Here is a 20,496-nt window from a genome sequence, read left to right on the forward strand (position 1 = left end):
TACTAGTTTGGAACCCGTGCGGAAATATCTTTCCTTAGTATTTATCTTTGTAATCCTTCACACTACACTCTTCGCCATTGACAGTGATGCGATGAAGGAAGGCAAAAAAGCTTTCTCAAAAAAAGCTTATGGCGAAGCGATTAAGAAATTTACAAAACATGCCGACTCACACCCGCAAGACGGTGAGGCATATATGTATTTGGGTTATATTTACGAATATAAAAAAGATTATCCTAAATCCATTCAAAACTTTAGAAGAGCTGCCGATTTGGATTTGGACAAAGACCAAAGAAAAACCGTGCTTCTCAAACTCGCACTTTTTTTTAATTACCACCAAGATTGGAATTTGTCTGCGACCTATGCTTCTCGTTATCTGAAATATGATTCCAAAAATGAAGAAGTACAAAAGATCTACAACCGCGCTGTGGGAAATAAGGGGAATCCGTCTTCAACACATTCGTATTCGCACCCAACAAAAGTAGAATCGAAACCTTCAGAACCAAAACAATCGGAAGTCAAAAAAGAAACGTCCAAAAAACAAGAAGAAGTTTCCGAATCCTCTGAAGGTACAAAACCAAGTGAGTATTATGAACAAGTTTTGGCGAACCAACCTCACTTGGAAGATGTACGTTGGGATTATGTTTTGGCTTTGTTTGAAGAAAAAAAATATGATTTAGCAGAAACGAATCTAAAGAACCTAATCGAAAAAAATCCATCACGTTCTAGATACCATTATAAACTGGGAATTGTTAAACTCAGACAGGATGATCCTAAATCAGCGATTGAATCCTTCGAACGAGCAAAGAAAAATCCTTTTTCCAAAGACACAAATGTATTTTTATACTATGTTTATCTGAATGAAGGTATCGCCTTTCAAAAGTTAGCCGAAATAGACAAAGCAGAAACTTCCTTCCAACAAGCTTACAAACAATTACCAAAAGACCCTCCACTTTTGGCTTTGGCAAGGTTGTACGAACAGAAATCGGATTGGGAGAATTGTATTACTTCGGCCGACAAAGCCTTATCACTCAATCCAAACCAAGTGGAATCTCATATGTTTCGGTTTGTCTGTATGTTTGAAGCGGGCAAACGAACCAAAAAATTCGAAACGAGTTTTGCTAAGTATTCTGAGTTTATCGATTCGAAATTTCCTGACTTAACCCAAACTCCGGAGAAATACCAAGTGGGATTTATTAAGTTAGCAAGGCGTTATACAGAAACCAATGCTTTCGACAAAGCAGAAACCTACTTTTCTGTTTTAGAAAAAGTTCCTGCGAATCTGGAGTCGAGAGAGTATCTATTCTATCGTGGTCGCAATTATTTTTATTCGGGCAAAGTGGATTTGGCCATTTCCATTTTACAAAAATTATCTGGTTCCTCGTCTGGGTACTATCTGCTAGCCAGATGTTATTCCAGAAAAGGGGACATTTCCAAAACCAAAGAACAATTTAAATTAGCTGCAGATTTGAAACCAGAGTATTGGACTGCGGAAAACTTAGAGAAGGATTTTAAAGAAGTTTGGAAGGATAGTAGTTTCCGTGAATTTATCCAAACGAAAGCGGGCACTGTGAGTGCCCAAAACCAATAATAAAATCAGCTAATCTTCTTTTGAGTCTTTGCCTGAGGTTGGACTTTTAAACAAATCGGCTCTTAGTTTTTTGAAGGTATCGACGGAAATTTGACCTGGAGCTTTCGGTTCACCTAATGTCATATAGGTGAAAGAAGAATGGAATTTATCTCCAAACACTCGCGAAAGAATTCCGAGTTCCCCCATACAAATTCCAATCATTGTATTTGATTTGGATAAAAGTTTGATATCATTCAAAAAATCTGCCGTTTCTTCAATGTCTTCCGGTGTAATCGCAAATTTGAAGATTGGATTTTTCTTTTTCACCGGTTTTGCTTTATTGATGTAATTCGTCATTTCATTCGCAAGAATCGATTTTTTGAAAGAATGGTAAGAATATATAATCCGATAGTTGAGAGTTTCGTAATTGCGAAAGATAGTATCTTCACGATTCAATTCGATGTCTAGATAGTTGGCATTGTCATTAAAATCTTTTAAAATTCCTTCTACATCTTCATGGAAAAGTTTTACATAAGAACGAACGCTACTGTCTTCTGCCCTTCGATAAGTAAAAAGCACAGGAAGGCCAAGTGCTTTTAGTTTCTTTTTCATTTCTTTTTGGATGTAGTTTCTAGAAAAAAGATCCAATCGGACTTCGATCACATCGACTTCCTTTACATCTTTTTTTTGTAAATGGCGAAGTTCATCCTCACCAACAGAAGCTATGATTTTATAGGATTCTGGCATAATGTTTATAGTCCTCTTTGTAATAAATCGTGAAGGGAGATCATTCCCACAAATTGGCCTTTTTCATCCACAACGGGAGCAACAGAAATCGGACGTTCTCGGCCTTCCATTTTGATCAAAACATCGTATGCTTTCTCTTCTGGTCGGAAACTGCTTGGATTTGCATTCATCATATCTTTCGCAGTCACTGTAGGTAGAAGCGTATTTTTAGTGAGATACTTACGGATATCGTAGTCTGTGATGAGACCAATGAGTTTGGATTCTGAATCCACAACACCAGTGGCACCAATTCCTTTTTCTGTGATTTCTTTTAAGATGGTTTCGAGATTAGCATCCACGGAAATCGAAGCATTTCTTTCACCTTTTCGCATAACATCCGATAAATATAGAGAAAGGCGTTTTCCCAATCGTCCTGCTGGATGGTATAAGGCAAAGTCATTGGCCTGAAAGTTTTTTAGTTCCATAAGTGCCACAGCGATGGCATCCCCAAGAACCAGGGCAATGGTTGTACTCGAAGTAGGAGCTAAATCCAAAGGACAGGCTTCTTTTAATACCGGAGTGATGATGACTACATCGGAAAGTGATGCTAATTTGGATTTGGCGTTAGCAGTGATTCCAACAATTTTGGCTCCAATTTTGCGAAGTGTTGGCAGAATGTAATTGAGTTCCTCGGATTCCCCACTTTTTCCAATCGCAAGAACCACATCATCAGGTCCTACAATTCCGGAGTCTCCATGAGACGCATCAGTAGGGTGTAAAAAATAAGCAGAAGTTCCCGTAGAAGAAAGTGTATGGGAAATTTTTTTGGCAATGTCACCTGACTTACCAACACCTGTAACAATCACTTTTCCTGAAGATTTTAAAATCAAATCGATACAATCTTTTACAGATGGATCGAGATGATCACGGAAATGGACAAGAGATGAAATTTCATCATCTAGTGCTTGTTTAACGATGGATATAGTATCTTTTTCTTTCATGTGAGTAATTCCTCCCAGGCCAAATCATTCACTTTGATTTCGTATGTAACCGCAGCGTCAATTCCTGGAATCCTTAGTACTACTAAGGTTTTATTTTTAACTTTTATAATTTCCAAAGTTTTTCCCATCATTGGGCCACTAATAATGCGGACCATTTTGCCTTTTTCTAAAACTGATTCTGGACTCACTTGTAAGCTATCAGCATATTTTAGTAGGCCTTCTTCTAATTGGTCTAATTCTTCTTGGGTCACGGTTGCCGGTTGACCCTTGTGAAATACAAAGTGGTGGGAACCCGGTAATTGGAGGACTTTATTTTTATCGCTCCAAAAGACAATTTTTACAAAAATATAAGACGGAAGGATGGGAGTATGGATCCACTTGAATCGGTCGGTCCATTTTTTGCGTTCTTTACGGATGGGGAGATAGTTCTCCAAATGATATTTTTTTAGAAGTTCACTTAGCTTTTTTTCGGCCCTGGGTTTGGTATATACGATGTACCAAGCACTTTCTTCTATGGGGGGATTAGTCTCGGACATCTAAACGGAACCTAATGGGTAGAACAAATTCTTTACCTTTGGAATATTGGAACTGCCAATCGGCGAGTTGCCGACGCACCTGTAAATCAAAGACCGCATACCTACACGCGGTGACCACTGCAATTTTTTCTAGAGTACCATCTTCTCTTACGGAAAGTTTATAAACACAAACATCCTCTAATTTTTGTTCCAAAGCGAGAGGAGGATAACTTAGGCAATTCTGGAATTCGGAGATTTCTTTCTCCACAGTTTTAGTTCCATCATCAGGCATAGGATTTGCGGAGGAAGACGGGGAGGGTTTTCCCATTCCGGAAGAAAATTGCAAACGAATCGTCGAAGCAGCTCCCCCTTCTTTTAGATGAATCAAAGGCGAATCTATGTCACTTTGAAGGTTATAGCCAAATAGAGCAAATAACACCAGAAGATGAGATCCAAATGCGATGGCGAGAGCCTTGTATTTTGGACCTTCAAAGAGAATGTGCATTCCAAGTTCATGAAAAACTTTATTGGAGAGAATGCAATCTCCATTTTCATTGTCCGTATATGCCTTCAAGTTGGGGAAAAATTTTTAGAGTATCGACATTTGGTGAGTCCCACGGAACTTCCGTTGGCGTTGTTGTGGATGGAGTTCCTGCCGGACTTCCATTTCCAGAAGAAGAAATCCAAAAAGATTTAACACGGCGTAGACCTGGCCAAAATGATCTGACAACTCCACGGGATGAAAAAGACCGAATGGTGGTCGAATCTGGAGTCTTTGAAGGAAAAACTACCGGTAGCCCCATCCTCATGAAAGTGAACAACCAAAACACCATTGGAAGTGACTACGATGAGATGGCTCATGTCTTTCGTCCTTCTCATGCAGATTATACTTATTCAGAAAAATACGGCCACCGAGCCCATGTGGGTGGTGGCAGGTCGTCAGTTCGAGAAACCATTGGCCGGGTGGCGGCAGCGGGTCTTGCCCGGGTCATCTTAGAACGTGAGTTAGGCATCTCTACTGTTGGTTGGGTGGATGCGATTGGTCCTATCGATTCCAATATTAGTGAATTAGAATATCCTATCTCAAGGGATATTGTTGACAGGTTTCCCACAAGATGCCCCAATCAAACGGCTAACGATGAAATGGAAACTCTCATTCGCAAACTTCGGGATGAAGGGGATTCTGTTGGTGGAGTGGTAAAGGTTGCGGTTCGCAATCTTCCTCCGGGTCTTGGAGATCCTGTGTATGATAAATTAGATGCAGATCTCGCAAAGGCAATTTTGTCTATCTCTGCCTGTAAAGGGTTTGAAGTGGGTTCTGGATTTTCCGGTACTCGCCAAACAGGCAGTCAACACAACGATGAGTTTTATATAGAAGAAGGAACTGGAAAAGTAAAAACGAGAACCAACAATTCCGGTGGGATCCAAGGTGGAATCTCGAATGGAATGGATTTGGTAATTCGTGCTGCTTTTAAACCAACTTCAACGATTAAAAAAGAACAAAGAACCATTAACGATAAAAACGAAGAAACCATTCTGAAAGCAAAAGGTCGTCATGATCCTTGTGTTTTGCCAAGAGCTGTTCCGATTGTGGAAGCTGTGGTCAATTTAGTGCTTGTAGATGCTTACCTTTACCAAAGAGCATTACAACCAAAATGGTTTATGAAATATGCGAATTTAGATTCTATACCAGAACAATAAAGGAATTCTAAAACAACATGAATCGACCTAAAGTTTATAAAATTCTCCTCCTCGAAGATGATGAAAGCACAGCAAAACTGTTGTTACATACCTTAGAAAGGTACAACTTTGATGTCACTCATGTAGTCGATGGAATGTCTGGTCTTACTAAAGTCAGAAACAATAGTTATGATTTAGTCATTAGTGATGTGAATATGCCCTATTTGGACGGGATTAGTTTTTTGGAAAAAGGAAAGGAAATGTTAAAGATGACTCCTGTCATCATGTTGACTGCGGTTGGTGAAAAAGACCAAGTGCGACGCGCTGCCTTTAGCCATGTTACGGCCTATCTTTTGAAACCCATCGCCAACCAAGCACTTCTCGAAAAAATTGCACAGGTGCTGCAACTAAAACCGGAAAACATCATTGATAAAAAGGAATTTCCATTAGTGATCAATGTCTCCGAACTTTCCATTTCTCAAATGTTATTGGAGATCAAAGGTTGTCCGGGTAAAAAATCCTTAGAGGAGATCTATGATCGGTTCATGTTATCTCTCGCAGGGCGCGGAACTTTCACCAATTTGAGAATCAATCTCGATAAGACCTTCTTTTACGAAGTCCGAGCCTTGAATATCTTGGATGATTTGACTGCAAAGATTCTAAAACATACCAATATTAGAGCGAGTTCCTTCTTTTTGGATTCGGAATTCTTCAATGACAATGTAGTGAATTTACAACCCTTTACCTATCTTTCCGAGGTAAATATAATTTCAAAATGAAGGTTTGACAAAAACCAATGATAGGGTCTAATCAAACGTAGGGGGCCTGTTCTTTGGTTAAGATAAAGATAGACGGAGTCGAATTCGAAGTCGACGAAAAGAAAAACCTCATCGACGCCACAAAAGAAGTTGGAGTCGAAATCCCTTACTTCTGCTACCACCCAGCGCTAAGCATAGTCGGTATGTGCCGCATGTGTCTCATTGAAATTGAGGGTGTTCCTCGTTTACAAGCTGCTTGTAACACTCCTGTAAAGGAAGGAATGGGAATCATTACGAAATCAGATCGAGTGAAAGAAGCTCGTGCTGGTACTATGGAATTTCTTCTCGCTAATCACCCGTTAGACTGTCCTGTTTGTGATAAAGCTGGGGAATGTCGTTTGCAAGACAACGCATTTGGTTCGGGTTCTGGTCATTCTCGATTTGAATTCGATAAAAGAAATATTCCACAAGAAGAGATTGGATCCAATCTCATCATCAATCATAATCGTTGTATTGTTTGTTATCGTTGTGTGCGTTTTGAAGAAGAGAAGGTTGGTGAATCCAATCTTGGACTTTTTGAACGAGGAAACCATTCCATCATTGGTCTTGCTAAATCAGAACCCATTAACCACAACTACCAAGGTGCTTTGGCGGATATCTGTCCTGTAGGGGCACTACTCAATAATAAAACATTGTTTAAATCTCGCGTATGGTGGTACAAATCTCAGAAATCTGTATGCCATGGTTGTTCTACAGGTTGTAATGTAACAACGAATGTACGAGACAATAAAATGTATCGTTATATGGTTCGCGAAAACTACGATGAAGGTATGTTCTTTCTTTGTGACAAAGGCAGATTCGATTTGGATTGGATGAATGAAAATCGTTTGCTTAGTTATTTGGATCAGGGAACTCCTTCTACTTCTAAAGAAGTCATTTCTAAAATTGTAGATCGAATGAAGTCTGCAAAATCCATCGCCGTACTTGGTGGTGCTCATGAATCCAACGAAACATTGGAAACTTTGAAAAAAGGTTTTGCGCAGATCTCGGCGGAGCTCGGTGGAAAGTCCATCCAATGGGAATCGAGAGTGACTGAGGCCCAAAACAAAGAAACCGAACAAGTGGATTTTTTACTCACAAAAGACAACCACCCAAACACTCGCGGTGCCGTAGATTTAGGAATCACCACACAAGCGGGAATTTCTGGAATCATCAGCGCCGTTAAGTCGGGAGCTATTGATTTGGTGATTGTTTTGAAAGAGTCCATTCCAGAAGGAATCGATCCATCCAAGGTGATTGTTTTTGATACCAATTTGACGGATGCAGCAAAGAACGCTAGTTTGGCGGCACCGATTCAAATTTTTGCAGATGCAAACGGTAGTTTTACCAATAAAAACGGACTCAAACAAAACTTTGAACAATCCATGAATGCAATTAAAGGACTATTATCTTCGGCAGGTGTTGTGGATTCGATCTTTCAAAAACTGACTGAAAGAGTGGAGGCATCCGTTGGGAACCATTAATGTAGTCAATGTTTCTAAGAAACACCAGTTTTCTTGGTATGAGAAATTCTATTTTTGGTCCATAGGCAAAGGCCTTTGGATCACACTGAAACATTTTCTCAAAGTAGCTTTGTTCAACAAACAAGTGACCATCGAATATCCGGATAAAAAACGCCAGTATTCCACTCGGTTTCGCGGGATGCACTCGATGAAACGAGATGAACAAGGTCGGGAACGATGTACGGCCTGTTTTTGTTGTATGTGGATTTGTCCGGCCAATGCAATTCATATCGAAGCGGCGGAAGTCACTTCGGAACGCCAACACCTCCATCCCGAAGACAAATATGCAAAGAAGTTTGAAATCAACTTACTGCGATGTATCTTTTGTGGTCTTTGTGAGGAAGCTTGTCCAAAAGGTGCGATCTATTTGGATGGAACTGGTGAGATGGCGGCCGACAACCGTGAAGATTTATTTTTAACCAAAGAAAGGATGATGGAAAAAACAGGCGGCCCCATTCTCGGCCAAAGGAATTAAATTCATTCTACTTTTGACTTATCTCCCGGTATATCTCTGAAAGGAAAGTACCGGGTTCTTGTTTTTATGACACAACCGCGTATTGTTTTTAATCTCTTGTTTATATAAGCTTCGTGAATTCACTTTCTTTGCATCACAAATCCACAAATACTTTTTCTAAACTGAAATCCGCAAAGGGTTGCTTCGTAAGGAAATATTCTAAGATCTTAATTTGTGTTTCTGTTTGGATGTTAACATTTGGATTTTTTTCCGTACTTTCTGCAGAGACCACCATCATTGAAAACGAAGAAGATGAGAAACGTGTTTTAGAAAATCATGCCTTTGAGAAGTTGCGATTTGGTCTCGCCAATCATATCCATTATTACAAAGTAAAAAAAACAAAAAACACAGTAGTGGAACAAAGATCGGGACGTAAACGATTGTATGATCACAATTTGATCCTTCGTTCCATTTTTCGAAATCGGATTTTACACCATGAATATGGTTCCATCGGACGCTGGTTAGATGGTGCCAGTTTTATTGATTTTGGAAGTGCCATTCTTTATGAAGAAGGAGCGGTCACAGTCCGAGATTTATACGAAGACCAGTTTCTCTCTCGTTATATCAAAAAGATTGTGGCAACGGATATCAATGACCCGGAATACGATCACACTCGTTACATCGAAATTCATATGACGGAAAGAGATCCTTTCCCTTTTGCCTTTAATGAAATTCCATACCGGCTGGATGACCCAGAATACATCCGGGTCCTCACACGGATTTACACTCCGAACGAATTTTCGCCGGTGATCTTTCGTAGTACCAATTCTGGACCAGATTTGTTTTATACGGTGGAAGAGATGCGAGAGCATTTCCGGTCGGTTCTCGACGCCAATCCCCACCGCACCATTCTCTACTTCTTCAATCGTTACATTTTCTTTCGAACTCCTTGTGAATCCAAGTTCCAACTCCTCGGAACCATCGATGAAAAGGTGGGAGTGAACCATAGTTTCAGTGCTTGGCGTTACGTAGATTGGAACAAAAGGGAATTTTCGGAGGCCATCGAACCTAATTTTCGGTACATCCGAATTGCCGATGAACGAAATGAAAGCAAAGCGGACCAGTGGGATTCCATGATTTCGGGCTATAGCTGCCAAATGAGAGCAAAAATAATCCACTACCGTCACAAATTCATGAAAACTATGACGAAATGATGATTTTTTTACTTTTCTTGTGGAGCGAACTCTGTACGTTTTTCCTAGAAACACCCAGAGAGAGGTAAACCCATGGGGAATTCCTATATTATTGATGCTGTCCGAACTCCGAGAGGAAAGGGCAAAAAACGCGGGACACTTGCATCCGTCCACCCACAAGAATTAGCTGCTGCCACATTAAAAGCCATCCAATCACGTACCGGAATCGATCCAAAAACGGTTGAAGAAGTTGTTATGGGTTGTGTATCCCAGGTTGCTGACCAAGCTGCATGTATCGCTCGTTACGCGGTAATGGCGGCTCATTGGCCACAAGAAGTTCCAGGTTATACTGTGAACCGTTTTTGCGGATCTGGATTACAAGCACTCAACAACGTGGCAAACCATGTTGGATCGGGAGCGATGGAACTTGGAGTTGGTGGTGGAGTTGAATCCATGAGCCGTGTGAAAATGGGTGATGATATGATTGGTCGCGATTTTAACGTTGGTAACGATAAAATTGCTGCTCATTACAATCTCGTTCCACAAGGAATCTCTGCTGACTTAATCGCAACTAAGTATGATATTTCTCGTGAAGAAGCAGATCGTTTTGCAGAATCTTCACAACTAAAAGCTCACGCTGCCATTCAAAACGGATACTTTAAAAAATCTGTGATCCCAATTACTTTGGATGATGGAACTGTTGTGACTGAAGAAGAGAACCCACGTTTGGAATCTGATTATGCATTCCTTTCTGGTCTTGGTCCTGTATTCAAAACTATCGGTGAAAAAGAATTGGATGCGATTGCATTACGTTCTTATCCAGAAGTAACAAAAATCAACCACATCCATACACTCGGAAATTCCTCTGGAATCGTGGATGGTGCGGCTGCAATCCTTGTTACCAATGATGATGGTTTGAAAAAATACGGTTTGAAGCCACGTGCAAGAATTCTTGCAACAGTGGCAACTGGTGAAGATCCAACGATCATGTTAACAGGTCCTGTTTCTGCTTCTCAAAAAGCTTTGAAACAAGCCGGACTTACTGTTAAGGACATTGACCTTTGGGAAATCAACGAAGCATTCGCCTCTGTTGTGTTATATGTAAAGAAAACACTCGGAATTGATGAATCCAAAATCAATGTAAACGGGGGATCGATTGCCCTTGGACATCCACTCGGAGCAACGGGAGCCATTCTAACTGGAACCGTTCTAGATGAGTTGGAAAGAAGAGACCTTCGTTACGGACTCATCACTCTTTGTATCGGTGGCGGAATGGGAATTGCGACCATCATCGAAAGATTGAAATAGACCTAGATTTCAAAATTTTCTAACAAGCACGTTTAGATTTCTCGGTACGAGGGATTTAAACGTGCGTCGTTTATTACCACCTCACCCACAAACAGCGATTTTACTCTAGTTAGGGATATTTACGTATTGCGTTTATTTCCTAAAAAACCGAGTAATGTCCTATGAACCTAACCGAGACTCTACCTGGAACCCACTGCAAAAAATGTAACTTTAAAGTGGCGGAACTTGTAGATGTTTGCCCTTCTTGCGGAAGTGAATCCATAGAAACGGTAGACCTAAAACAGAACGGAATCATCCATTCTTTTACGGTTGTTTATGTTGGATTTGGACACATGGCCGACCGTGCGCCTTATGTTCTTGCGATTGTCCAAACAGAAGAACATGTGAAACTAACTACTGTAGTCGAAGGTGTGACAAACTTTGAATCAGTCAAAATTGGTGATAAGGTTCGATTCAAAAACGTGGATCCCAAAATAGGTCCTATCTTTCAATATTAGGATTTCCTGCCGGGTTTTGATTTCAGACAAGAGTAAGGGACTGGAAGGTTCCACAAGAAATAAAGACCAAAGGTTTGAAGGAAAGAAATCTTGAATGGGAAGGCCATCCAACATAGATTAAACAAACGTTACCTCCGATGAAACCTACCGCAAAATCCAAACAAAAATATCCCATTCCTTTAGAATCTCTAACTTCTTATTATTTTGATTTAACGCCTGTAATGTTAGATAAGGTGATGGAGATCCGCAATTGGATTTATGAAATTGCCGAGTCGAATGATTTGATTGGTGAGATCGAAGAATGTATGAAATGGGGCCAACCGAGTTTTTTAACACCAAAAACCAAATCAGGTTCCACCATTCGCATTGGGAAGGTAGACGATTCCGAATTTGCTCTCTACTTTAATTGTAAAACTACCATAGCCAAAGAAATCGCGATGGAATTTCCTGAATGGAACTGTGATGGAAAAAGAGCTTTGTATTTGAAAGCGAACCAAAAACTTTCTAAAACCAAACTCATCACTTGTCTGAACAAAGCCTTGTTGTATCATAAAAGAAAAACTGAATTTTATTAGGAATTAAAAAGGATTTGATTCCTTCGGCAGAATGTTATTGGCAAAGAGGAAAATCTAGAGCATGAAATCAAAGGAAGGTACTTTCCAGCATTCGTTCCGTGTTCGATATTCGGAAGTGGATTCCCAAGGGATCGTGTTTAACGCAAATTATCTTAACTATTTGGATGTAGCCATTACTGAATACTTTCGCGCAAAAGGAATTTCTTATTCTGAATTCATTGAGCGATACCAATTGGATTTTCATGTGGTGCAGTCGCTAATTGATTATCGTAATGGTGCTAAGTTTGACGATCTGTTAGAAATCGCTTTAAGTCCCAGTTATAAGTCTTCTAAGATCTATTGGTCATTTCAGATGATTTGTGGGGGTAAAAAAATTTGTTCGGGAATGCTTACTTATATAACTGTAAGTCATGTGACAAAGAAGATTGTATCCTTACCGGAAGAGGTGGGACGCTTGCTAAAGTTTGAAGTGAAAGTAGATCAAAAGCCAACGGAATGATGGCATTGGTTTTGAAAGCCTAACATTTACCTACCAGAATCATTCCAATCCCCGCGCCACCGATCGAAGCGGAAATCCTTTCCGTAAACAATTCATTTTGATAGGGGTCGTTATTATATCAAGGTGAGATACCTCGATGGATTCGAGGCGCCCCATGGAATGAATGAAAATCGAATGTCTTTAGAAAAAATATAAAATTTAGAAGTGACTCGTTTTTCTTTCGCCTTCTGGTTCTTTTTGCCCTCGCCAACCGCCACCAAGTGCTTTATACAAACCGACGTTAGATTCTAGTAAACTATATTTTAATTCATACACTTCGATCTGAGCTTCTAAGAAGTCGCGTTGTGTGAATAAAACATCAATGTAATCGATACGGCCGGCTTTAAATAGAATGTTGGAAATTTCTACGGACTCTTTTAAGTTTAATACTTGTTTGGTTTTTGCATCGAATTTTTGGTTTAGATTGTTTATCTTTACAATTTGGTTCGTGACTTCTGTGAATGCTTTGAGGAGAGAAACTTCATAGTTGTATAAAGCTTGGATTTGCATATTGTTTGCCGTTGCATAGTTTGCTTCAATGGCTTTTCTGTTGATGAGTGGAGCAATGATTCCTCCACCCAAACCATAAGCTAACGATACTGGTGTTCCTTTAAAATGTTTAGAATTAAAGGCTTCATATCCAATGTTTCCATCAATCATAAGTGATGGATAAAATTTGGCTCTGGCAACTTCAACATCTAGTTTTCTCGATTCCAAAATCAACGTTGCTTGTTTGATGTCTGGTCGATTTTCCAAAAGATCAATGGGAACAGATTTTTGAATTTCTGGTAACGTGATGTCTAAAAACTCTCCTGATTTCCTTGTGATCTTTTCAGGAAACCTTCCCAGTAAAAAGTTCAAACGGTTTTCTGTGATGGCAATGCGTTGTACGATATCATACTTTCGTGCTAAATTTTTAGCAACCTCTGCTTCAAAACGTTTTACGGCGAGTGATGTAGTTCGCCCCGCTTCTCTTTGGAGGACAACGATTTCTTTGACCTTGGTTAGTACCTCAATGTAGTTCTCTACCAAAGTGAGTTGGTTGTCGAGAGCAATCAGTTCAAAATAGGTATCTGTAATTTCTGCAACTAGGTTAGTGACTACATATCGTTTTCCTTCGATACCTGCCAAATAACGAAGGTAAGCTGACTTAGTTGCGTTTCTTAATTTTTTCCAAATATCAATTTCCCAACTCATCACGAGCCCACCATGGGCAAAGAGAGTAGGCGAATTTGCATTTGGTGTACTAAATCTTTCTTTTTGTTCACTCCCACCATCAGCTTGGAGGGATAATTTAGGAAGGTATTCCCCTTGTCTTGCAAACACCTCATTGTTAGAAATATTAATTTCTTGTTCTAAGATGGCAAGTTCCTGGTTATTTTCAATGGCAACATCAATCAGTTCCACTAATTGTGATTCTTTGAAAAATTCTTTCCAAATCTGATTTGCTAACTTTTCTGATTTTTCTGAACTTTCCCAATTTAAAAATTCATCGGGAAGTTTTAGATCTTCTTTATCTCTCTCTAAAAGAGCAGGAATACAAGAAAATGTGAATAATAATATTGAGGTGATGATGATTCGTTTCATGTTACTTCTTTCCTCGTTTCATTTTTTTTCTTTCTACTTCCGAGAAAATGTAACTCTCGGGTGATTCTGTGAGTGGCATAAGATCTTCTTTGTAGATTAAAGTTTTACCTTTTGCGATGTTTGCAAAGATGATGTATAATCCTGGGACGATGATGACACCAAAGATGGTTCCGAACAACATTCCGCCTAACGCACAAGCACCGATGGTATGATTGGCAATGGCTCCGGGACCTGTTGCAAAAACAAGAGGTAATAAACCAGCAACAAAGGCAAACGATGTCATAAGAATGGGTCGAAATCTCGCCTTTGCCCCTTCGATGGCAGCTTCAAACACGCTCAAACCTGCTTCTTGTCTTTGCCGTGCAAATTCAACGATTAATACTGCGTTCTTACCAAGAAGACCGATTAACATAATCATCCCGATTTGGGCGTAGATATCGTTAGCAAGACCTAACAATTTCAATAAGAAGAAGGTTCCAAAAATTCCTGGTGGGAGTGATAGAATCACGGAAAAAGGAATGATGAAACTTTCATATTGAGCGGAAAGAACGAGATAAACAAAGACAATCACCGCTAAAAAAATAAAGATCGCTTCATTTCCACGTGCGGCTTCATCATAGGAGAGTCCTTCCCAACCCACTTCAAATCCTGAAGGTAAATTTACGGATGCTTTGCGTATTGCTTGGATGGCATCACCAGTCGTATAACCTTTGTTTGGTAAAACATTGATTACTGAGGATGTATAAGCATTGTACCTTGTAATTTCATTGGCACCTTGTTTTTGTTCGAGAGACAAAAATGCGGAATAAGGAACCATCTCCCCTTTGTCATTGGGAGTGAATAAATTCAAAATATCAGATGGTAACCTTCGGAATTCAGGAAGTGATTGGACATAGACTTTAAAAAACTGATTAAAGCGAATGAATCCTTGTTCATAAGTACTACCAACAAGGATATCCAAATTATCCATGGCTTCCCCGATGTTGACGCCTTTTTGCATCGCCAGTTTTCGATCCAGTTTAACTTCGAGTTGCGGGAATTTTGCAGAGTAAAAGGAGAACAGTCCAGTTAACTCTTCTCTTTTTCTAAGTTCGCCCATAAACTCTTCGTGAACTTTATCGAAGGCCGTATAATCCCCGCTATTTGTTTTATCTAACAAACGAAACATAACTCCACCCGCTGCCCCAAATCCGGGAACTGCGGGAGGTTCAAAAAACTCAATGATGGCACCAAAGTTTTTTGTGTTGTGTTCGAGTTCTTCCATCACATCATGAACTGAATTTTTTCTGTCAGACCAATCTTTTAAACTGATGAGACAGGTTCCTGCATTGGAACCTTCACCTTCGGTTAAAATTTCGTAACCAGCAAGTGAAGCCACCGAGTCCACACCTTCAATTTTTAATGCGACCTCTTGGAGTTTGCGTGCGACATCATTTGTTTTTTCAATCGTAGATCCAGGAGGAGTTTGTATGACTGCGTAAATCATACCTTGGTCTTCCCCGGGAACAAATCCGGCAGGAACCAATTGAGTGAGTATCAGAAATCCAACAGTGAAACTAAGTAGGATTGAAACGATAAACACTTTCGATCCAGAAAAACGATGCATTAAGTTCACGTATTTTTCTGTGACTATATCAAAATAGAAATTGAATTTGTTTAAAAAAATATCAATTGGGTTGTGAGTTTTTTTATCGTGAGAATGCGGTCTCAGAATCATAGCTGTTAACACAGGAGTGAGTGTTAAGGCTACAAATCCTGACAAAACAATAGAAGTTGCCATTGTGATCGCAAACTGTCGATAGAATACTCCGACCGGTCCTGGTAAAAAAGTCACAGGAACAAACACCGCTGTCATGAGAAGTGTGATGGCAATGACTGCACCACTGATTTCTCCTAAAACACTTTTTACCGATTCATAAACACCTAAGTCTTCGTCGGCCATTTTTGCATGCACTGCTTCCACAACAACGATGGCATCATCCACAACAATACCGATGGCGAGTACCATGGCAAAAAGTGTAATTAAGTTAATGGTGAGACCGAGGGCCATCATAAAAGAAAAGGCACCAATTAAGGAGACGGGAACGGCTATGATGGGAATGAGGGTGGAGCGCCAATCTCCGAGGAAGATAAACACTACAATGGCTACAAGCACGAAGGCTTCGACAAGAGTATGGATTACTTTTTCAATGGCGGCATCGATAAAGTTAGAAACATCATAACTGAGTTTATAATCCATTTGTGGAGGAAATGTTTTTTTCAGTTCTTCCAACTTTGATTTGATATCTTCAATTACCTCTTTTGCGTTACTACCTTCTGTTTGTTTGAACATGATGGCTGCGGCGGGATGGCCATCCACATCGGAGTAAATATTATAAAACTCGCTATCTAGTTCTACTTTAGAAATATCTTTTAAGTATAAAACTTCTCCACCATTTTTTGCCCTAATGATAATGTTCTCATATTGTTGCGGTTCGTTGTACCAACCTTCATAAGTCAGTGTATATTCCAGTGATTGGGCTTGTTTACCAGAACTTTGACCTAGCCGGCCAGGCCTTGCAATGATACTTTGGTTTTCGATTGCTTTCATCACTTCGGAAGTGGTTACATTGTATGCACGCATTCGATCTGGATTTAACCAAATACGCATAGCATATTGTCTTGTTCCTAATATCTTAGCCTGACCAATTCCATGGATTCGTTTTAATTCCGGTAGTAAGAAGACAGTTGCATAATTATAAAGAAACTTCTCACTTGCATTTGGATCTTTGCTATATAAATTCACATACAACAACATACTGGGTTGTACGGGTTGTACAAAAATCCCTTCCAAACGTACAAGTTCAGGAACACGATACATCATCTGATCCACCCTAGTTTTTACTTGCACTAAGGCATCGTTTGGATTGGTTCCTGGTTCAAACAATACTTGTATGATGGCATCACCAGAACTTGTAGAGGATGAAATCATGTATCGCATACCAGCAACACCATTGATCGCTTGTTCCAGAGTGGTGATCGTTGATTGTACTAATACTTGAGCACTCGCACCAGGAAAGGATAAAGTAATGGTTACCCTTGGTGGAGCAATTTCAGGAAATTGTGATACGGGAATGTTTTTGATAGAAATCAATCCAACAAAAACAACAAGTACCGACAAAACGATCGAAAGAACGGGTCTTTGGAGAAATTTAGTAAACATAAATTGATCTCCTAATGAGCAGCTAAGTCAAAACTTTTCAGTATGTTATCAAGAGACTCAACTTTATATTTTATAGAGTCATCATCGTGAACTTTTCCAAGCCCTTCCAAAAGAATAATATCATTCTCCGAAATACCAGACTCTACAACAAATAGATGTGGAATTTCATTAGCTATTTTGATCTCAGTGGCTTTGATTTTACCTTTAAGATTGACTACATAAACGTAGTGTTTATCTAAAACTTCGAAGGTTGCCTTTTGCGGAATGATCAAAGCATCTTTTAGATTTTCATGAACAACAACATTACCCGTTTCTCCGTGGCGCAAAAGTCTATTTGGGTTTGAAAATGTTGCTCGAAATGGTATCGTTCCTGTTTCGCTGTCAAATTCACCTTCGATTGTATCAGCGATTCCTTCTTGTTTAAAGAATTGATTGTTCGCCATCAAGAATTTCACTTTTAATGGTTTGTCTTCCGATTTCTTTTCACTGGAAAAGTTTAGATAATCTTTTTCAGAAACATTGAAGTATACCCAGAGTTTGGAAATATCAGAGATTGTTGTTAGAAGTGTTCCTTCTTCTACCAAACTTCCCAATCGAACTTGGAATCGATCGGTAATTCCTGTAAACGGCGCAGTCACCGTAGCTAAGTTAAGATGAATTTGAGCCAAATCCATTGTGGCTTTATTTTTTTTCAGCCTAGCTTTGATTAATGATAATTCTGTTTGTGAAACTACATTTTCTTTAAATAGTTTCTCTGTGTTTTCGTATTCTATCGAAGTTGATTCATATTCGGCTTTTGCTTTTTCAAATTGAGCATTGACAAGCATAGGCATTACTTGGAATAATTTTTGTCCTTTTTTAACTACTTTCCCTTCATCCATAAAAATGTTAGTTAAATAACCTTTTTCGAATGCTCTGATTTCAATCCGTTGGATGGCCTTTACTTGCGCCACATAACTTTTTTCAATCGTTACATCTTGTTTCCAAGGGTAAGCAGCCATTAGCGAATTTTTTTCTTCGTGATTGCCAGAATGACAGTTCACTAGAATTGAATTTAATAAGAATATACTAATGCTAAGTATAGAAAATTTACGAAAAGATGAGTTTTTATGTTCTAAAGAAAATTCCATGGTATCCTCACTTTGTTCCATCGAATGTTGAAACAAAAGGTTGTAATCTAAGATCGTTAGGCGTCATAAGTATGCGCCGCTAAAGCGAATAGATGTTAGATGGAATTTGTGGGGGGAGCGCGATCTTTCTGTCTTTCTAAGGTATCGTTAGAAATAGGTTCTAGAAGATGGAAAGTTAAATATTCAGATGAAATTTCAATTTGTAAGGGAATGTACGAAGATAGAGAAGAGTGGATGTGATTCTGATGTAGCGAATCTAACTTTGCCTCTTCTTCTCCAGGTTCGGAGATATTGCTAACGAAGGCATTTAAATCGTACAAACTAGATGTGTTGTAAGATTTTGTTTTAACATTACTGCTAAAACTCGCAGGGTATCCTTCAGTGTTTGTACTGATGAATACAAGTGAGAATAGCATGATTGCGATCCTACTTGCGATAGTCTTTGTCATTACCTGAACCATCTACTGCCAGCGAATTCCTGAAAAGAGAATTGTCAATCGTTTAAAATAATTCTAAATCTAACTTAAATTTTATAATAACGAATGTTTGATCTTATCGTTTTATAAAATTTTTTTATTTTGCAAAAATAACAGCTTCGTTCGGTAACAAAACCAAACCGCCGTAGTCCAATTCCTTTTCTAAATCAAACGATGACGTTCTGTTCGCTGTGCTGAATAAAATTTCATCGAGAATCCATTTTCGTGGATAAGAAACCTTTACTGGCTTGGAAGAAAAGTTTAAGAATATATAAGTCTCTTCTTTCCCGTCTCTTCTGCGATAGTATAGGGCTTGTTTATCGACGCTAATCATTATTTTCAACTTACCCTTTCGGAGTGATTTTCGATCCTTCCTGAGTTGGATTAGTTTTTTATAAGTGAAAAATAAGGAATTCGGATCTGCTTTCTGAGATTCCACATTTATGGTATTAGCTTCTTCGTATAAAGGAAGCCAAGCTTTTCCTGTAGTGAAACCCGTGGTTTCTGATCCATTCCAAGGCATAGGAATTCGTTCGGGATCGCGGCCAGGATGGAAGGGCCAATATCTTTTTCCTACAGGGTCTTGGATTTTTTTGTAAGGAACTTTTTGGCGCTTCATACCAATCTCTTCGCCGTAGTAAAGGAAAGGGGTTCCACGAAGGGTTAACATCATACAGGCGGCAAGCTGTGCACGAGCCTTTGTATCAGCCCCTTTTTCATACCGTGTGATGTGGCGAGGAAAGTCATGATTGGAGAGTGTGTAGTTCGGCCAATTGTCTTCGCCGAGAGCGGATTCAAAATCTTTTACAATTTGAAAGAATCGTTCTGCCTTCCAAGGAGAGAAAAGAAACATAAAATTGAAAGCAAGGTGAAGTTCGTCGTTTCGGCCGCAGTAGGTCGCAGGAAGAAGGACATTTCCAGGGAAGTCTTGCATGATTTCACCAACAAACATACGTTTATCGGAGTAGGAATCGAGAAGTTTACGCATACGGCGTAAAATCCCATGCATTTCGGGACGATCACGATCATACGCATGGACTTGTTTATCGTAAGGGCGTGGCCCCTTCATAAAGTAAGAGGCATTGTTTCGGAGGAATTCATCTTTTACGTATAAGTTGACGACATCCAATCGAAATCCGTCCACTCCCATATCCAACCAATACTTCATCATTTTAAAGATGGCATCTTCGACATCGGGATTACGCCAATTTAGGTCTGGTTGTTCTTTCAGGAAGGAATGGAAGTAGTATTCACCAGTTCTTTTGTCATATTCCCAACCTGATCCACCAAAGGCACCAAGCCAGTTGTTAGGTGGTCCGTTATGGCTTGGTTCTTTCCAAATATACCAATCTCTTTTGGGACTATTGACTGAGGATCTGGATTCGATAAACCAAGGATGGAGGTGAGAAGTATGATTAACCACTAAATCCATAATGATTCGGATTCCGCGTTTGTGGGCTTCCTTTAACAACCGTTTGAAGGTTTCTGTATCGCCATAAACAGGATCAATTTCTTCGTAGTCAGAAATATCATAACCAAAATCAAACATGGGCGAAGGATATACTGGGGATAACCAAATCGCATCAATCCCGAGGGAATCTTTGGAGCCGGCAAGGTAATCCAATCTTTCGATGATCCCTTCTAAATCGCCAATCCCATCTCCATTAGAATCTTGAAAACTACGTGGGTAGATTTGATAGATAACTGCTTCTTTCCACCATGCCATA

At 39.5% G+C, this 20,496-nt stretch carries 19 protein-coding genes; 10 read left to right on the top strand and 9 right to left on the bottom strand.

The genetic code is table 11. The features are described from left to right. Nucleotides 1-7: 7 nt before the first annotated feature. Nucleotides 8-1,588, top strand: a complete 1,581-nt coding sequence (locus JWG41_RS08725) for a tetratricopeptide repeat protein (RefSeq protein ID WP_205269542.1) — start codon at nucleotides 8-10, stop codon at nucleotides 1,586-1,588. Nucleotides 1,589-1,597: 9 nt separating this feature from the next. Here JWG41_RS08725 and JWG41_RS08730 read toward each other — a convergent pair whose 3' ends face one another. From JWG41_RS08730 to JWG41_RS08745, 4 genes are read right to left on the bottom strand one after another with little or no spacing between them, the layout of a single operon-like run. Beyond that, nucleotides 1,598-2,314 (bottom strand): type I 3-dehydroquinate dehydratase, encoded by a 717-nt coding sequence (locus tag JWG41_RS08730; protein ID WP_205269543.1) that lies wholly within the window; start codon nucleotides 2,312-2,314, stop codon nucleotides 1,598-1,600. A 5-nt stretch (nucleotides 2,315-2,319) separates the two neighbouring features. Then, complete coding sequence (locus tag JWG41_RS08735) at nucleotides 2,320-3,294, bottom strand: KpsF/GutQ family sugar-phosphate isomerase (protein WP_205269544.1); 975 nt, start codon at nucleotides 3,292-3,294, stop codon at nucleotides 2,320-2,322. Then, complete coding sequence (locus tag JWG41_RS08740) at nucleotides 3,291-3,830, bottom strand: UpxY family transcription antiterminator (RefSeq protein ID WP_205269545.1); 540 nt, start codon at nucleotides 3,828-3,830, stop codon at nucleotides 3,291-3,293. The genes JWG41_RS08735 and JWG41_RS08740 overlap by 4 nt, the downstream gene beginning before the upstream one ends. Continuing rightward, on the bottom strand, nucleotides 3,817-4,314 hold the full coding sequence (locus JWG41_RS08745; protein ID WP_232373884.1) for an LIC_10042 family TonB-like protein: 498 nt from the start codon (nucleotides 4,312-4,314) through the stop codon (nucleotides 3,817-3,819). The genes JWG41_RS08740 and JWG41_RS08745 overlap by 14 nt, the downstream gene beginning before the upstream one ends. Before the next feature lie 59 nt (nucleotides 4,315-4,373). Here JWG41_RS08745 and aroC point away from each other — a divergent pair, with 59 nt between their 5' ends. From aroC to JWG41_RS08790, 9 genes are all read left to right on the top strand, one after another. Then, entirely contained in the window at nucleotides 4,374-5,510 is a 1,137-nt protein-coding gene (gene aroC, locus JWG41_RS08750; protein WP_205269547.1) for a chorismate synthase, read from the top strand. A gap of 17 nt (nucleotides 5,511-5,527) precedes the next feature. After that, nucleotides 5,528-6,268 carry a response regulator gene (locus JWG41_RS08755; RefSeq protein ID WP_205269548.1) on the top strand — a complete coding sequence of 247 codons (741 nt, stop codon included), beginning with the start codon at nucleotides 5,528-5,530 and terminating at the stop codon, nucleotides 6,266-6,268. Nucleotides 6,269-6,321: 53 nt separating this feature from the next. Beyond that, on the top strand, nucleotides 6,322-7,770 hold the full coding sequence (locus JWG41_RS08760) for an NADH-quinone oxidoreductase subunit G (RefSeq protein ID WP_205269549.1): 1,449 nt from the start codon (nucleotides 6,322-6,324) through the stop codon (nucleotides 7,768-7,770). After that, nucleotides 7,757-8,284 (top strand): NuoI/complex I 23 kDa subunit family protein, encoded by a 528-nt coding sequence (locus JWG41_RS08765; protein ID WP_205269550.1) that lies wholly within the window; start codon nucleotides 7,757-7,759, stop codon nucleotides 8,282-8,284. Before JWG41_RS08760 ends, JWG41_RS08765 begins: the two co-directional genes overlap by 14 nt. A gap of 227 nt (nucleotides 8,285-8,511) precedes the next feature. After that, entirely contained in the window at nucleotides 8,512-9,477 is a 966-nt protein-coding gene (locus JWG41_RS08770) for a hypothetical protein (protein WP_232373885.1), read from the top strand. A 72-nt stretch (nucleotides 9,478-9,549) separates the two neighbouring features. Next, nucleotides 9,550-10,764 carry an acetyl-CoA C-acetyltransferase gene (locus JWG41_RS08775; RefSeq protein WP_205269552.1) on the top strand — a complete coding sequence of 405 codons (1,215 nt, stop codon included), beginning with the start codon at nucleotides 9,550-9,552 and terminating at the stop codon, nucleotides 10,762-10,764. A 161-nt stretch (nucleotides 10,765-10,925) separates the two neighbouring features. Beyond that, nucleotides 10,926-11,261: a Zn-ribbon domain-containing OB-fold protein gene (locus JWG41_RS08780; RefSeq protein ID WP_205269553.1), complete on the top strand. Its 336-nt coding sequence runs from the start codon at nucleotides 10,926-10,928 to the stop codon at nucleotides 11,259-11,261. 137 nt (nucleotides 11,262-11,398) lie between these two features. Beyond that, nucleotides 11,399-11,836 carry a DUF1801 domain-containing protein gene (locus tag JWG41_RS08785; protein WP_205269554.1) on the top strand — a complete coding sequence of 146 codons (438 nt, stop codon included), beginning with the start codon at nucleotides 11,399-11,401 and terminating at the stop codon, nucleotides 11,834-11,836. A gap of 61 nt (nucleotides 11,837-11,897) precedes the next feature. Further along, entirely contained in the window at nucleotides 11,898-12,335 is a 438-nt protein-coding gene (locus tag JWG41_RS08790) for an acyl-CoA thioesterase (RefSeq protein WP_205269555.1), read from the top strand. 198 nt (nucleotides 12,336-12,533) lie between these two features. Here the strand turns inward: JWG41_RS08790 and JWG41_RS08795 are convergent, their stop codons facing one another. The 5 genes from JWG41_RS08795 to JWG41_RS08815 form a co-directional block, all read right to left on the bottom strand. Further along, nucleotides 12,534-13,961, bottom strand: a complete 1,428-nt coding sequence (locus JWG41_RS08795) for a TolC family protein (RefSeq protein WP_205269556.1) — start codon at nucleotides 13,959-13,961, stop codon at nucleotides 12,534-12,536. A 1-nt stretch (nucleotide 13,962) separates the two neighbouring features. Next, the gene (locus JWG41_RS08800; RefSeq protein ID WP_205269557.1) at nucleotides 13,963-17,163 is read right to left on the bottom strand and encodes an efflux RND transporter permease subunit; all 3,201 of its coding nucleotides are present in this window, start codon (nucleotides 17,161-17,163) and stop codon (nucleotides 13,963-13,965) included. Nucleotides 17,164-17,174: 11 nt separating this feature from the next. Continuing rightward, complete coding sequence (locus tag JWG41_RS08805; protein ID WP_232373886.1) at nucleotides 17,175-18,293, bottom strand: efflux RND transporter periplasmic adaptor subunit; 1,119 nt, start codon at nucleotides 18,291-18,293, stop codon at nucleotides 17,175-17,177. Nucleotides 18,294-18,388: 95 nt separating this feature from the next. Next, on the bottom strand, nucleotides 18,389-18,709 hold the full coding sequence (locus tag JWG41_RS08810; protein WP_205269558.1) for a hypothetical protein: 321 nt from the start codon (nucleotides 18,707-18,709) through the stop codon (nucleotides 18,389-18,391). Nucleotides 18,710-18,866: 157 nt separating this feature from the next. Further along, a complete protein-coding gene (locus JWG41_RS08815) occupies nucleotides 18,867-20,495 on the bottom strand; it encodes an alpha-glucosidase (protein ID WP_205269559.1) in 1,629 nt (542 codons plus the stop codon). Nucleotide 20,496 lies beyond the last annotated feature (1 nt).

Origin of the sequence: Leptospira chreensis, assembly GCF_016919165.1 — a bacterium.
Classification (GTDB): Bacteria; Spirochaetota; Leptospiria; order Leptospirales; family Leptospiraceae; genus Leptospira_A; species Leptospira_A chreensis.

Excerpts from the sequence above, each read along its gene's own strand:
- JWG41_RS08730 (WP_205269543.1), bottom strand. The coding sequence starts at position 2,314 with ATGCCAGAATCCTATAAAATCATAGCTTCTGTTGGTGAGGATGAACTT.
- JWG41_RS08735 (WP_205269544.1), bottom strand. The coding sequence starts at position 3,294 with ATGAAAGAAAAAGATACTATATCCATCGTTAAACAAGCACTAGATGAT.
- JWG41_RS08740 (WP_205269545.1), bottom strand. The coding sequence starts at position 3,830 with ATGTCCGAGACTAATCCCCCCATAGAAGAAAGTGCTTGGTACATCGTA.
- JWG41_RS08745 (WP_232373884.1), bottom strand. The coding sequence starts at position 4,314 with ATGCACATTCTCTTTGAAGGTCCAAAATACAAGGCTCTCGCCATCGCA.
- aroC (WP_205269547.1), top strand. The coding sequence starts at position 4,374 with ATGCCTTCAAGTTGGGGAAAAATTTTTAGAGTATCGACATTTGGTGAG.
- JWG41_RS08755 (WP_205269548.1), top strand. The coding sequence starts at position 5,528 with ATGAATCGACCTAAAGTTTATAAAATTCTCCTCCTCGAAGATGATGAA.
- JWG41_RS08770 (WP_232373885.1), top strand. The coding sequence starts at position 8,512 with ATGTTAACATTTGGATTTTTTTCCGTACTTTCTGCAGAGACCACCATC.
- JWG41_RS08775 (WP_205269552.1), top strand. The coding sequence starts at position 9,550 with ATGGGGAATTCCTATATTATTGATGCTGTCCGAACTCCGAGAGGAAAG.
- JWG41_RS08780 (WP_205269553.1), top strand. The coding sequence starts at position 10,926 with ATGAACCTAACCGAGACTCTACCTGGAACCCACTGCAAAAAATGTAAC.
- JWG41_RS08785 (WP_205269554.1), top strand. The coding sequence starts at position 11,399 with ATGAAACCTACCGCAAAATCCAAACAAAAATATCCCATTCCTTTAGAA.
- JWG41_RS08790 (WP_205269555.1), top strand. The coding sequence starts at position 11,898 with ATGAAATCAAAGGAAGGTACTTTCCAGCATTCGTTCCGTGTTCGATAT.
- JWG41_RS08795 (WP_205269556.1), bottom strand. The coding sequence starts at position 13,961 with ATGAAACGAATCATCATCACCTCAATATTATTATTCACATTTTCTTGT.
- JWG41_RS08800 (WP_205269557.1), bottom strand. The coding sequence starts at position 17,163 with ATGTTTACTAAATTTCTCCAAAGACCCGTTCTTTCGATCGTTTTGTCG.
- JWG41_RS08805 (WP_232373886.1), bottom strand. The coding sequence starts at position 18,293 with ATGGAATTTTCTTTAGAACATAAAAACTCATCTTTTCGTAAATTTTCT.
- JWG41_RS08810 (WP_205269558.1), bottom strand. The coding sequence starts at position 18,709 with ATGCTATTCTCACTTGTATTCATCAGTACAAACACTGAAGGATACCCT.
- JWG41_RS08815 (WP_205269559.1), bottom strand. The coding sequence starts at position 20,495 with ATGGCATGGTGGAAAGAAGCAGTTATCTATCAAATCTACCCACGTAGT.